Below are 12,781 nucleotides of genomic sequence, written 5' to 3'. Positions count from 1 at the left end.
CCTCTGCGTCTCGCGGGGTGGCGCGGCGCGCCGCCCCCCCCCCCCGCCCGCCCCCCCCCGCCCCCCCCCCCCCCCCCCCGCCGGGGGGGGCGCGCGCCCCCCCCCGACCACGTACATCCGTACCGACCGAATTTCTGGACAGCCGAACAAGAAAGAGGAATGAACCGTGTCCAACGTGGAGACCGCACTCAAGGAAGCCACCACCAGCATCGAGGGCGTGCTCGGCGCCGCTCTGGTGGACTACAGCAGCGGCATGGCCCTCGGGACCATCGGCGGCGGCAAGGACCTGGACCTCTCGGTCGCCGCGGCCGGCAACACCGACGTGGTGCGCGCCAAGCTCCGCACGATGGAGATGCTCAAACTCAACGACGACATCGAGGACATCCTGATCACCCTCGGCAGCCAGTACCACCTGATCCGGCTGCTGAAGGGCCGGGGCGGCGCGGGGCTCTTCCTCTACCTCGCGCTGGACAAGGGCCGGGCCAACCTCGCGATGGCCCGGCACCAGCTGAGGAAGATCGAGGCGGAACTCGAAGTCTGATCCGGTGGCGGCGAGGTGGCGGGCGGCTGAACTCATGCCGCCCGCCCGGCGGCTTCTCCGGTATGTCCGAGACGACCGAATTTCGAGATCGCGCTACGGAGTAAGATGCTGTAATCAGCTGATCATCAACAGGTAAAGACGCTGGAGAACTCGCCGCCCATGCCCCCGCGCCTCAGTATTGTCGTCCCCGTCTACAACGTCGAGCTTTATCTCGACGAGTGCCTGGAGTCCATCGCAGCGCAGACATTCGACGACTTTGAAGTCGTGCTCGTCGACGACGGATCCACTGATGACAGCGCGGCCCTGGCGCAGGCCTTCGCGGACCGTGACGCGCGTTTCCGCGTGGTCCTCCAGAAGAACGCCGGACTCGGCGCCGCCCGCAACGTCGGAGCCCGCCACGTCACCCCGGGAACGGAGTACCTGGCCTTCGTCGACAGCGACGACACCATGCCGGACTACGCCTACCAGCGGATGATCGACGCCCTCGACGAGACCGGCTCCGACTTCGCCGCGGGCAACGTCAAGCGGTTCCGGTCCGTCGGCATGTCGCAGTCGTGGGGCCACCGCGCCGCCTTCGCGACCACGAAGCTGAAGACCCACATCTCCAAGTTCCCGGCGCTGGTCACCGACCGCACCGCCTGGAACAAGGTCTACCGGCGCAGCTTCTGGGACGAGCACGGATTCCAGTACCCGGAGGGCATCCTCTACGAGGACGCCCCCGTCAGCATCCCCTCGCACTACTTCGCCAAAAGCGTCGACATCCTCTCCGAATGCGTCTACCACTGGCGCGTCCGCGAGACCGGCGAACGCTCCATCACCCAGCGCTCCACCGACCCGGTGTCGGTCATCGACCGGGTGGCCTCCGTACGCCTGGTGCGCGAGGCGCTCCAGGCCAAGCAGGGCGCCCCGTACACCCGCTACCTGCGTGAATACGACCGCAACGTGCTGAGCGAGGAACTCCCGCTCATCTACAAGTACGTCGCGGAGGCCGGCCCCGACTTCCGGGCCGCCTTCACCAAGGAGGTCGGCGGACTCGTCCGGGAGATCGGCACCGGGCCGTGGCCCGACCTCACCGTCGCCGACCGGCTCAAGGCGTACCTCGCCGGCGAGGGCCGGATCGAGGAGTTCATCAGCCTCCTCCAGCACCAGAAGGACTTCACGTACAGCGTGCCGGTCAAGGGGCTGGCCCGCCCGCAGGCCGACTACCCCTTCCTCAAGGCACCCGTCCCGAGCAAGGTCCTCACCCTCGGCCCGCGCGAGCGCCGCGTCGTCAGCCGCCTGGAGCAGGCCCAGTGGACCGACGGCAAGCTGCTGCTGCGCGGTTACGCGCTGCCCGGCCACCTCGGCGCCGAAAGCCGTCTCGGTTCGCGCAAGGCGCTGATCTTCCGCGAGAGCGGCAAGCGCCGCCGGACCGTCGTCGGTACCCGCACGGTCGCCTCCCCGATGGCCACCGTGAACTCCCCGCACCTGGCCCTGCGCCACGCCGACTGGGCCGGCTTCACCGCCGTCGTCGACCCCACCGCCTTCCAGACGGGCGGCAAGTGGAACGACGGCGTGTGGACCACCTCCGTGGCCGTCACCGGCGCCGGCGGCCTGCACCGCTCCCGGCTCCGCGGCGGCGAGCACGACAGCGGCCAGAACCCGCCCGCGCACTGGGTCGCCCCCGACGTCCGGGTCGTCCCGAACACCGTCGGCGCCCTCACCATCCAGATCGAGATCGTCCGCGCACGCGCCCTGGACGTCCGCGCGTCCGGTGACGACGCCGTCGAGGTGGCGGGCGAGCTCGCCGCAGAGGTCGGCGCCGCCGGCGCCCTGCGCGCGGAGCACGTCTCCACGGGGGCCGTGCTCACCTTCCCGCTGGAGACGGCCGCCGCCGTGGCGGGCGGCCGGATCCCGTTCACCGCCCGCGTCCCGCTGGCCGAACTGGCCGCCGTCCCGGACGCCCCCGGCCAGCCCGGCGAGTGGGCTCCCGAGCCGTGGAGCCTGTCCGTGCTCGGCGCCGACGGGACCGAGCACCGGCTGGCCCACGACGAGCGCGCCGGTTTCGCCGGACTCGTCGTGTCCCTGCCCGGCGAGGAGAGCGACCGCTTCCTCTTCGCCAAGCGCGGCAACACCGGACACCTCACCCTCTCCGTGCAGTCCTCGCCGCCGCTGGTGGACGCCGTCGAGACCAAGGACGGCACGCTGACCCTCCGGGGCCGGTACGTCGCACCCGAGGACGAGCCCTGCGAGCTGGTCCTGCACGACTCGCACGGCGTGGAGTTCAGCTACCCCGTCACCCGCGACGGCGACCACTTCGAAGTCACCTTCGAGCCGGTGCTCCCGGAGGCCTACGCGGGGCACACCCCGCTCCCGCAGGGCCGCTGGTGGCCCACGATGCGCCCGGTCTCCCGCGGCGGGGTCACCGCGGGCCTGCTCGGTGTCGACCGCGGCGCCCCGGTGCAGTTCGCGCCCACCGCCCTGCACACGGGCCCCCAGGCCGTCACGGCGCTGGGCCGTCGCATACGGGTCGAGACCCGGCTCTACGACCGCCTGGTGCTCATCGCCGACCCGCTGATCAGCCCGCACGACCGCTCGCGCTACGCGCAGCGCGTCGCCCGCGACGTGACGTACCCGGCGCAGAGCGCCCTGCCGGTCAAGGACGTCGTCGTCTACGACTCCTTCCAGGGCAACGGCGCCGGCGACTCGCCCCGCGCCATCCACGAGGAGCTCCTGCGGCGCGGCGAGAAGCTCGAGCACGTCTGGCTGGTGCGCGACGGCCGCGCGGAGGTGCCCGCGACCGCCCGCGCGGTCCAGTACGACAGCCTGGAGTCCTGGGACCTGCTCGCGCGCGCCCGGTACTACGTGGTCAACGACAGCGTGCCGCTCGCCTTCCGGCGCCGCCCCGGCCAGACCGTCGTGCAGACGTGGCACGGTACGCCGCTGAAGCAGATCGGCCACGACTTCATGCACGACTACTACACCAGCCCCGAGGTGCTGGAGGCGCTGGAGCACGACAGCGCCCAGTGGTCGCTGCTCGCCTCCCCGGGCTCGTACGCGACGCCGGTCCTCAAGCGGGCCCTCGGCTACGACGGCGAGGTCGTCGAATCCGGCAGTGCGCGCACGGACGCGCTGCTCAAGCCCGACGCGGAGCGGATCACGGAGATCCGCCGCCGGCTCGACCTGCCGGAAGGCAAGAAGGTCGTCCTGTACATGCCCACGTGGCGGGAGAACCGCCTCGGCTGGTCGCTCGCCTCCGGCTACCGGCTCGACCTGCAGATCGACATCGAAGCGGCCCGGCGCGAGCTCGGCGAGGACCACGTCCTGCTCGTCCGCGGTCACCACAAGGTCAACGAGCAGCTCCGCGACGGAGTCCGCGACGGTTTCGTCAGGGACGTCTCGCGCTGGGCCGACCCGACCGACCTGCTGCTCGTCGCCGACGTGCTGATCTCGGACTACTCCTCCGCGATCTTCGACTACGCGCACACCGACAAGCCGATCCTGCTCTTCACGTACGACCTGGAGCACTACCGGGACACGCTGCGCGGCTTCACCTTCGACTTCGAGAAGAAGGCCCCGGGCCCGCTGCTGCGCGACTCGGCGAGCCTGATCGAGGCCGTGCGCGACGCGGACGCGGTGGGCGCGCGGTACGCACGGGCCCGCGCGGAGTTCCGGGCGGAGTTCTGCGACCTGGACGACGGCCGCGCCGCGGAGCGGATCGTCGACCGGATGCTCGGCATGTAGTCCACAGGAGTGCGATCCGGACGGGAATCAGCCCGGAAACGGACCGGCCCCGGCCCCACCGATGAGTTTCGGGGCCGGGGCCGGTCCGTATGTGCGGGACGATTCGGCTAGCGGTCCGTTCCCTACGCGCACTCCGGAGGCAGTCATGAGCAGCAACGGTTTCACCACGTGCCTGTGGTTCGACGGCAACGCGGAAGCCGCCGCCGACTACTACCTGTCCGTCTTCAAGGACGGCAAGCTCGGCCGCGTCGGCCGCTACACCGAGGCGGGGCCCGGCCCGGCGGGCGAGGTCATGGTCGTCGAGTTCGAGATCAACGGGCAGAAGTTCGTCGGCCTCAACGGCGGCCCCGCGTTCCACTTCAGCGAGGCGATCTCCTTCCAGATCCACTGCGCCGACGACGCGGAGGCGGACCACTACTACGACGCGCTGACGGGCGACGGCGGCGAGGAATCCGCCTGCGGGTGGGTCAAGGACAAGTTCGGCGTGTCCTGGCAGGTCATCCCGGCCGGGGCCATCGACCTGATCGCCGACCCCGACCCGCAGCGGGCCGCCCGCGCGACCGCCGCCATGATGAAGATGAAGAAGCTCGACGTGGCCGAGATGCGGCGGGCGGCGGACGCGGCGTAGAGGCTTCCGGGGGCCGGCCCCCTCACCTGGCGCCGGGCCCCTGACCTGGCCGGACCCGGCCGGCCCCCTGACCCGGCGGCCCGGGCCCGGCCGGGACCCGCGGCGGGCGCGGGTTCGCGTTCCGGCTCAGGCGCCGGTTCGCGTGTGCGCGATCCGGCGGAGCAGCGCCGGCAGGGCGGTGCCGATCGGCTCGCGGATCACCTCGTCGGCGAGGGAGTCGTACGGGGTCTCCTGCGCGTTCACGATGATCAGGCGGGCCCCCGACTCCGCGGCCATCCCGGCCAGCGAGGCCGCGGGCTGCACCTGGAGCGTCGACCCGACGGCGACGAAGACCTGGCACCCCTTGGCCACGGCGACGGCAGCCGCCAGCACCTCGGGGTCCAGCCGCTCGCCGAACATCACGGTCGCCGCCTTGAGGATCCCGCCGCACGCGAGGCAGGCGGGGTCCGGCTCCCCGGCCGCGACCCGGGCCAGCGCCGCGTCCATCGCCGACCGGACGTGACAGGCCGTGCACACCACCGCCCGCGCCGTGCCGTGCAGTTCGAAGACCTTGCGGGCGGGCATCCCGGCGAGCTGGTGCAGCCCGTCCACGTTCTGCGTGATCACCCGTACCGGGGTGCCGCCGCGTTCCAGCTCGGCCACGGCCAGGTGCGCGGCATTGGGCCGCGGGTCGAGCGCCCCGATCTCCGCCCGCATCAGCCAGGACCGCCGACGGACCTCCGGATCGGCCATGTAGTACGCGTACGTCACGAGCTTCTCGGCCCCGGGCTCGCGCTGCCACAGCCCCTGCGGCCCCCGGTAGTCCGGAATGCCGGAATCGGTGGACATTCCGGCCCCACTGAACACTGCTACGAGCGGCTTTCCCATGCGGCGACCTTAGAGAGCGGCGTCCACCGGCGCGATCCCATTAATCCGCGCCGCGCACCGTCCGCTCACGGCGGGGAAGCGCCGGCGCCCGCGGGACGCGCGCCGGAAACCGCAGGACGTCCCCGCGCGGAGCTCCGTAGGGTGACGGCATGCCGACCACCGTCCTGTACTGCGCCGATCCGTTGGACGAGCGCCGGGCCGACGCCCATTTCGCGGCGGAGGCCCGCGCACTGCGCGCCCGCGGGGCCGCCGTCGCGCTCGTCGACCACGACGCGCTGCTCGGCGGGGACGCGGACCGGGCGGTGGCCCGGGTGCCGGCCGGCGCAGGGGCCCTCTGGTACCGCGGCTGGATGATCCCGGCCGAGCGGTACGCGGACCTCGACGCCGCCCTGCGCGAGCGCGGCGGCGAACTGCGCGTGAGCCCGCAGGCCTACCGCCGCGCCCACGAACTCCCCGGCTGGTACGGGTCCTTCGCCGAGCTGACCCCGGCCAGCGGCTGGCTGCCCGCGTCCCCCGGCAGGATCCCGGACCCGGCCCGCCTCGCGGAACTGGCCGAGGCCCTGCCGTCCCGGTCCGGCATCGTCAAGGACTACGTCAAGTCCCGCAAACACCAGTGGGCCGAGGCCTGCCACCTCCCCGACCTCGCCGACCGGGCCGCCGTCCGGCGGGTGGTGAGCCGCTTCGTGGAGCTCCAGGGTGACGACCTCGCGGGCGGGGTGGTCCTGCGCGCCTTCGAGCACTTCACCGCCACCGCGGACACGGCCGCCGAGGTGCGGGTCTGGTGGCGCGACGGCGAGCCCCGCCTGCTGACCGCCCACCCCGACAGCCCGTACGAGGCGTTCGCGACGCCGGACCTCGACGCCGTGCGCGCCGCCGTCGGGGCACTGGACTGCCCCTTCGTCACCACCGATCTCGCCCTGCGGGCGGACGGGGTCTGGCGGGTGGTCGAAGTGGGCGACGGGCAGGTGAGCGACCTGCACAGGGAGGCGGACCTCGCCTCGTTCGCCGGCCTCCTGACGCCCTCCTGACGGAGTCCTGAGGGCTTCCTGGCGCCCGGCGGACGGCCCTCCGCCGGGCGTCTCGCGGCTGTCCGGCGCCCGCCCGACGGCTGAACAGGCCCGGCTGCGCGGCCCTTTCGCATCTGGTACAACACCGGACATGACGGGATTCGAGATCAACGGCGCGAGCGCCGCCGACATGGCGCTGATCCGGGACTGGGCCGACGAGGAGGGCTGGAACCCGGGGGACTCCGACCGGTTCGCGTTCGCCGTCGCCGACCCGGGCGGCTTCCTCGTCGGCCGGCTCGGCGGGGAGCCCGTCGCGTGCATCTCGGCGGTGCGGTACGGGGCGGGCTTCGGCTTCATCGGCTTCTACATCGCCCGCCCCGAGGTGCGCGGCCGGGGCTACGGGATCCAGCTGTGGAAGGCCGGCATGGAACGGCTCGACGGACGGCTCGTGGGGCTGGACGGAGTGGTCGAGCAGCAGGACAACTACCGTGCGTCCGGCTTCCGTCCGGCCTGGAACAACGTCCGCCACGAAGGGGTCCCGCGCGCCGCCGCCGATCCGGCGCGGGCGGCCGGGTCCGGGACGGGGACGGGGGCGGGGCTGGAGATCGTGGACGCGGCCACCCTGCCCTTCGCGCAACTCGCCGCCTACGACCGGAAGTTCTTCCCGGCGCCCCGTGACGCCTTCCTGGCCGCCTGGGTCGGGCTGCCGGGCCGGACCGGCCTCGCCGCCGTCCGGGACGGCCGGATCGAGGGGTTCGGCGTGATCCGGCCGTGCAGCGGCGCCTCGCGGATCGGGCCGCTCTACGCGGTCTCCCCGGAGGTGGCCGAGGCCCTGCTGCTCCGGCTCGCGGAGCACACCCCGGACGGGGTGGTCGCCGTGGACGTACCCGACGCCCATCCCCGCGCCACGGCCCTGTCGGCGCGTCTGGGCCTGACCCCCACGTTCGAGGCCGCCCGGATGTACACCGGCCGGCAGCCGGACGTCGATCTGACCGGCCTGTACGGCGTGACGAGCCTCGAACTCGGCTGACGGGGCGGGGCTGGCGGGGCCGGGCCGCAGGTCGGCACGGCCCGTCGGCGCGGCCGGGCGGGGCGGCCGGTCAGAAGCCGAACAGCATGCCGGTGCTGTTCCGCAGCCCGCACGCGTTGGCGTAGGTGTAGGAGTAGCTCAGGCGCCGGCCCTGCCACACCCCGTCGGCCGTGACGGTGACGGGCGACCACTCGCGGGTGCACGCCGCGTCCGGGCGGGGCCGGGCGAGCGCGTCCAGCTCGGGCCCGTTGGCCCGTAACTCGCTACAGGCGGCGGCCGTGGCCGGGTGCGTTCCGCCGGCCCGGGGCGCGCAGACGAGGGTGACCGCGCGCAGCACCGTACCGCTCGTGGCGTCGTCGCCGTCCGTGACGCTCAGGACGAGCGCGGAGGGCGCGTAGAGCGCATCGGTGCCGGACGGCGCGGCTCCGGCCGCTCCGGAGCCGGCCAGGGCGGTGAGCGCCGCGAGCCCCACGGCTACGGACGAAAGCCCCAGATTCCTGGTGATGGACCGCATGTCGAACACTCCTCGCGTCGTTGTGCCGGATAACGGACGGGAGTCTTGCCCATGCGGAAGCGGAACGCCCGTTCGCACCCCTACTTCCCGTCACCCCGCGCGCACGCATGACCGCAGACCGCAGCGGTCGCCCGGTGGCTGACCTGTGGGGGAGCGGTCGGCGTATTCGGCCGAACACGTTCGGTAGCCCCGCCGATGCGCGGCGCCGGGTCCGGTCGGGTCCGGTCGGTCCGTCGCGGGGGCCGGACCCGGGGACGGCGCCGGGTTCCTCGTCAGCTCGCGGCGAAGCGGGGGGCGTAGAGGTCCAGGAGCCTGGTGCGGGTCTGGTGGAGCCGGATCGCGAGGACCCGGCCCACCCAGTGGCCGACGGCGGACCCGAAGGCCGGGTCGGCGTCCATGAGCACGCGTACGGTCGTGGCGTCGAACTCGTACGCGCGGACGGGCGTCATCGCCTCGGCGCTCAGCTGCCAGACGTAGGGCGGGAACAGCCACGACCAGCCCACCAGCTCACCCGGGCCCAGGCTCTCGATGGGAGTCGGCCGACGCCCGGATCCCGGGATCTGGAGGGTCACCGTGCCGGAGCGCACGATCCAGAAGGAATCCGCCCGGGTGCCTTCGTCGAAGATCCGCGCACCCTCGCGGATGTTGACCTCACGGGCGTGGGACATCAGGAGTCCACGATGTTCGGTGGACAGGACGGCAGCGATCCGGATGGGGGAAGGTGTGCTCACGACGGCCTCCGATCGGGACCCCCCGATCCCAGTGTCGCCGACGACGGGCCGAATCCGAGGTTTCGGTAGGGGGAGGATGTGCCGATTTCCCGCGGCACCGCCCCTTCGGGCCGGTGCGGGCGCCATGGCCCGAGGTCGGAGCGGTGCGGGGGGACCCGTCACGAGCCCCCGCACCGCCCTGCCGGGCCCCGGGGGGTGCCCCCTGGACACCTTGGGGGCGTCCTGAGGGCCCCTGGGGGGCTTCGGCGGGCTCCGGGGTGCTCTCGCCGGCCCCTCAGTCCTCCGCGTCGGCCTCCAGGCAGGCGAGCTCCATCGTGTCGAGGACGGCCTCGTGGCTGCGCCTGCTGAGCTCGGCGACGTTCTCGATCTGCGCCGTCGCCCAGGACGCCAGGGTCATCGCGAGCACGCGGAGCCCGTCGGTGCCGAACTCGGCGTGGATCTCGTCAGCGGTGATCATCGCCTCCTCGGGCACCTGCTCCGGAGGCTCGAGCCCGGCGAGGCCGCGGAGCAGGGCCAGGGTGCGACGGGAGATCTCCGGGGTGATCCTCGCCAGCCGCAGATCTTCGTCTTCGTCGTCCATCCCGCTCCGCTCTCCGGTCGTCCCCACAGGGGCACGGTAGAGGGGTGCGGCCCCGAGTGGGGCGGCAATCGCGAGACCGGTCCCGCGGGGCGGGACGCCGGCCGGCCGCCGCACGGTCGCCGCAGGCCCCGGGCCGTGTGCCGCCGCCGGGGACGGAGCAATTTGGCATCCGATGCGTCAAGAGGGATGAACGGAACGAAGATTCCCCCTAAGGTGCGCCCGTGGTCGAGTCATAGACAGCCGTACGCCTGTTTTCGGCCACACCGCACTCGCGTACACGTACCGCACCATCGAACTGGGGGGTTCATGCGTAGATCCAGAGGGCTGGCGGCCGCTCTCGCCCTGTCCCTGGCCGGCACCGGCACGGCCCTAGGCCTCGGCCTCGTCCAAGAGGCGGCGGCCATCACTCCGCCGGTGGCCTTCACGGCCGACGCGCTGTCCACGTGGCAGCCCAACGGCATCGTCTGGGCCCTCGCCGAGGCGGGCGGCCAGGTCTTCGTCGGCGGCACCTTCTCCGCCGTGCGCCCGCCCGAGGGCGGCGCCGGCAGCGAACAGCCGGCGGTGAACTTCGCGACGCTCGACGCCGCGACCGGTGCCCCGACCTCCTGCAAGCTGTCCTTCACCGTGGGCTCCGGCACCGCCACCGTCCGCGCCCTCACCCTCTCGCCGGACAAGCAGACCCTGTACGCGGGCGGCTACTTCGGCGCCGTCAACGGCACGCCGGTCTCCAGCCTCGCCGCCATCGACGTGGCGACCTGCACCGTGAAGACCGGCTTCCGCCCGGCCTTCGCGGCCACCGTCCGGGCCCTCGCCGTCACCGACGACACGGTCTACGCGGGCGGGGACTTCCTCACCGTCGCGGGCCAGCAGCGCGAGCGCTTCGCCGCCGTGGACGCCACCGACGGCGCGCTGAAGCCCTTCACCGCCAACGCCGACGAGCCGGGCCGCGCCGTCGAGGTCACCCCGGACGGCGCACACGTGATCCTGGGCGGCGACTTCTTCACCGTGGGCGGCACGGCCAGCCACGCCCTCGCCGTCGTGGACGCGACGAGCGGCGCCCTCACCAAGTCCTACCCGGGCTTCATCGAGACCAACTCGGTGGTCAAGGACGTGGCCGTCGACGCGACGGGCTTCTACACCGGCAACGAGGGGACGGGAGGCGGCGTCTTCGACGGCCGCATCGCCCTCAACCTCAGTGACTTCGGACAGCGTTGGCGCGACACCTGCCTCGGCGCCACCCAGGCCGTGCTCCCGTACCAGAACGTGCTCTACAGCGCCTCGCACGCGCACGACTGCTCCAGCGTCGGCGAGTACCCGGACGGCCAGCGCCACCACCTGCTCGCCGAACCGACCAGCGGAACCAACAAGCTGGGCTGGGCGCCCGACACCAACGACGGCGTCGGCGAGGGCATCGGCCCGCGCGTGATGACCGTCGGCTCCAAGGCCGGCGTCTCCTACCTCTGGGTCGGTGGAGAGTTCACCACCGTCAACGGATCGGCCCAGCAGAGCCTCACGCGCTTCGCGTCCACCGGGGACACGGGCGCGCCCACGGTCCCGGTGGCCAGTGCCGTGAGCTTCAAGGCGGGCGAGGCGCAGGTGCGCTGGCGCACCAGCCTCGACCTGGACGACAGCAGACTCACGTACAAGGTCTACCGCAACGGCGCCGCCGCGCCGATCGCGACGGTCGACGCCGACTCGCTGTTCTTCCGCCGCCCGCAGGCCTCGTGGACCGACACCACCGTGGTGGCGGGCCAGACCTACACCTACCGGGTGACGGCGACCGACGCGGCCGGCAACGCCAGCGCGCTCTCGGCGACCGCGAGCGTGACGGTGCCGACCTCGGTCGACGCCTACCCGAACGCGGTCCGCGCCGACGGCGCCCAGCTGTTCTGGCGCTACGACGAGGCGGCGCTGCCCTTCGTCGCGGACTCCTCCGACGGCGGAAACCAGAGCGGCGTGCACCTGAACGCCCCCGCCCTGCGGCAGACGCCCGGCGCGGTCTCCGGCGCGAGCACGGCGATCGGCCTGAACGGCACGGACACCCAGGTGTACGGGGACGGCCGCCAGACGGTCGGCGCCGCGTACAGCATCGAGACCTGGTTCAAGACGGACACGACCCGGGGCGGCAAGCTCCTCGGATTCGGCAACAACCAGGCGCGCACGAGCAACCAGTACGACAAGCACCTCTACATGACCAATGACGGCCGGCTGGTCTACGGGGTCTACACCGGCGCGACCCGCACGGTCACGACCGCCGGCTCCTACAACGACAACCAGTGGCACCACGTCGTCGGGACCCAGGGGCCCGGCGGCCTGGTCCTGTACGTGGACGGCGTCCAGAAGGGCACGCTCAACGTCACCACGCACGAGAACTACGCCGGCTACTGGCACGTCGGCGGCGACAACCTCAACGGCTGGCCGGACCGCCCGGCCAGCGACTTCTGGGCGGGACGGCTCGACGAGACCGCCGTCTACCCGAACGTCCTGAGCGCGGCCCAGGTGCAGAACCACTACGCCCTGGCCACCGCCCCGGCCGACTCGGTGGTCCAGGTCACGGCCGCGGAGGACACCTACGCCAACGCGGGCGCCCCGGACACCAATTACGGGGGCTCCAGCTCGCTCGCGGTGCGCGGTACCTCGTTCTACGCGAGCTACCTGCGCTTCAACCTGCCGGCGGCGCCGGCGGGCACGGTGCTCAAATCGGCCACGCTCAGCGTGAAGACCAGCACCATGGGCGGAGCCGGTACGACGGACTCGGTCTCGGTGGTTCCCGTCACCGGCCCGTGGACCGAGTCCGGGACCACGTACACCGGTCGCCCGGCGCTCGGCGGGCCGGCGCTCGGTGGTTTCGCGGGCGTGCCGGACGGTTCGGCGGTCCACACCACCGGGCTGGACACGGCCGCCGTCGCGGGGGCCCTGGGCAGTGCGTACGGCCTGGCGCTGACCAGCGCGGGCACGGACGCACTGTGGCTGTGGTCCTCGGAGGCCCAGGCCAACGAGGGGACGCCGCGGCTGACGCTGACCTTCGGCGCGCCGTAGCCGACGGCTGAGGGTGAACGGGAGGGGCGCGGGCCGCGGTGGGGGGCGCGCCCCCCCCCCCCCGCGCGCCCCCGCGCCGGGGGGGGCGGGGTGGGGGGTTGGGGGTGTACACACGAGGAGA

At 72.9% G+C, this 12,781-nt stretch carries 10 protein-coding genes; 6 read left to right on the top strand and 4 right to left on the bottom strand.

Annotation, left to right across the window (positions count from 1 at the left end; translation table 11 throughout):
- Nucleotides 1-166 precede the first annotated feature (166 nt).
- From ACWF9Z_RS06640 to ACWF9Z_RS06630, 3 genes are all read left to right on the top strand, one after another.
- Nucleotides 167-541, top strand: a complete 375-nt coding sequence (locus ACWF9Z_RS06640; protein ID WP_453598145.1) for a hypothetical protein — start codon at nucleotides 167-169, stop codon at nucleotides 539-541.
- Nucleotides 542-700: 159 nt separating this feature from the next.
- Nucleotides 701-4,264, top strand: a complete 3,564-nt coding sequence (locus ACWF9Z_RS06635; protein WP_453598143.1) for a CDP-glycerol glycerophosphotransferase family protein — start codon at nucleotides 701-703, stop codon at nucleotides 4,262-4,264.
- Between the two features lie 145 nt (nucleotides 4,265-4,409).
- A complete protein-coding gene (locus tag ACWF9Z_RS06630; protein WP_453598141.1) occupies nucleotides 4,410-4,892 on the top strand; it encodes a VOC family protein in 483 nt (160 codons plus the stop codon).
- 126 nt (nucleotides 4,893-5,018) lie between these two features.
- On the opposite strand, the gene ACWF9Z_RS06625 is transcribed toward ACWF9Z_RS06630, so the two are convergent.
- Entirely contained in the window at nucleotides 5,019-5,759 is a 741-nt protein-coding gene (locus tag ACWF9Z_RS06625; RefSeq protein ID WP_453598139.1) for an SIR2 family NAD-dependent protein deacylase, read from the bottom strand.
- Nucleotides 5,760-5,908: 149 nt separating this feature from the next.
- On the opposite strand from ACWF9Z_RS06625, the gene ACWF9Z_RS06620 reads away from it, so the two are divergent.
- Both ACWF9Z_RS06620 and ACWF9Z_RS06615 read left to right on the top strand, forming a co-directional pair.
- The gene (locus tag ACWF9Z_RS06620; RefSeq protein WP_453598137.1) at nucleotides 5,909-6,787 is read left to right on the top strand and encodes an ATP-grasp domain-containing protein; all 879 of its coding nucleotides are present in this window, start codon (nucleotides 5,909-5,911) and stop codon (nucleotides 6,785-6,787) included.
- A 130-nt stretch (nucleotides 6,788-6,917) separates the two neighbouring features.
- Nucleotides 6,918-7,796: a GNAT family N-acetyltransferase gene (locus tag ACWF9Z_RS06615; protein ID WP_453598135.1), complete on the top strand. Its 879-nt coding sequence runs from the start codon at nucleotides 6,918-6,920 to the stop codon at nucleotides 7,794-7,796.
- A gap of 70 nt (nucleotides 7,797-7,866) precedes the next feature.
- On the opposite strand, the gene ACWF9Z_RS06610 is transcribed toward ACWF9Z_RS06615, so the two are convergent.
- The 3 genes from ACWF9Z_RS06610 to ACWF9Z_RS06600 form a co-directional block, all read right to left on the bottom strand.
- Complete coding sequence (locus tag ACWF9Z_RS06610) at nucleotides 7,867-8,310, bottom strand: subtilase-type protease inhibitor (protein ID WP_453598133.1); 444 nt, start codon at nucleotides 8,308-8,310, stop codon at nucleotides 7,867-7,869.
- A 272-nt stretch (nucleotides 8,311-8,582) separates the two neighbouring features.
- Nucleotides 8,583-9,041: a Crp/Fnr family transcriptional regulator gene (locus tag ACWF9Z_RS06605; protein WP_356650831.1), complete on the bottom strand. Its 459-nt coding sequence runs from the start codon at nucleotides 9,039-9,041 to the stop codon at nucleotides 8,583-8,585.
- Between the two features lie 274 nt (nucleotides 9,042-9,315).
- On the bottom strand, nucleotides 9,316-9,648 hold the full coding sequence (locus tag ACWF9Z_RS06600) for a hypothetical protein (RefSeq protein WP_453598131.1): 333 nt from the start codon (nucleotides 9,646-9,648) through the stop codon (nucleotides 9,316-9,318).
- A 279-nt stretch (nucleotides 9,649-9,927) separates the two neighbouring features.
- On the opposite strand from ACWF9Z_RS06600, the gene ACWF9Z_RS06595 reads away from it, so the two are divergent.
- Nucleotides 9,928-12,660, top strand: coding sequence for a DNRLRE domain-containing protein (locus tag ACWF9Z_RS06595; protein ID WP_453598129.1), 2,733 nt, complete (start codon nucleotides 9,928-9,930; stop codon nucleotides 12,658-12,660).
- Nucleotides 12,661-12,781 lie beyond the last annotated feature (121 nt).

Source organism: Streptomyces sp. NPDC054961 (assembly GCF_053609145.1).
The sequence above is the reverse complement of the archived record's forward strand: the minus strand, read 5'-3'. Positions and strand labels throughout refer to the sequence as shown.

Coding starts and splice junctions, on each gene's coding strand:
- ACWF9Z_RS06630 (WP_453598141.1), top strand. CDS start 4,410: ATGAGCAGCAACGGTTTCACCACGTGCCTGTGGTTCGACGGCAACGCG.
- ACWF9Z_RS06595 (WP_453598129.1), top strand. CDS start 9,928: ATGCGTAGATCCAGAGGGCTGGCGGCCGCTCTCGCCCTGTCCCTGGCC.
- ACWF9Z_RS06620 (WP_453598137.1), top strand. CDS start 5,909: ATGCCGACCACCGTCCTGTACTGCGCCGATCCGTTGGACGAGCGCCGG.
- ACWF9Z_RS06625 (WP_453598139.1), bottom strand. CDS start 5,759: ATGGGAAAGCCGCTCGTAGCAGTGTTCAGTGGGGCCGGAATGTCCACC.
- ACWF9Z_RS06615 (WP_453598135.1), top strand. CDS start 6,918: ATGACGGGATTCGAGATCAACGGCGCGAGCGCCGCCGACATGGCGCTG.
- ACWF9Z_RS06610 (WP_453598133.1), bottom strand. CDS start 8,310: ATGCGGTCCATCACCAGGAATCTGGGGCTTTCGTCCGTAGCCGTGGGG.
- ACWF9Z_RS06635 (WP_453598143.1), top strand. CDS start 701: ATGCCCCCGCGCCTCAGTATTGTCGTCCCCGTCTACAACGTCGAGCTT.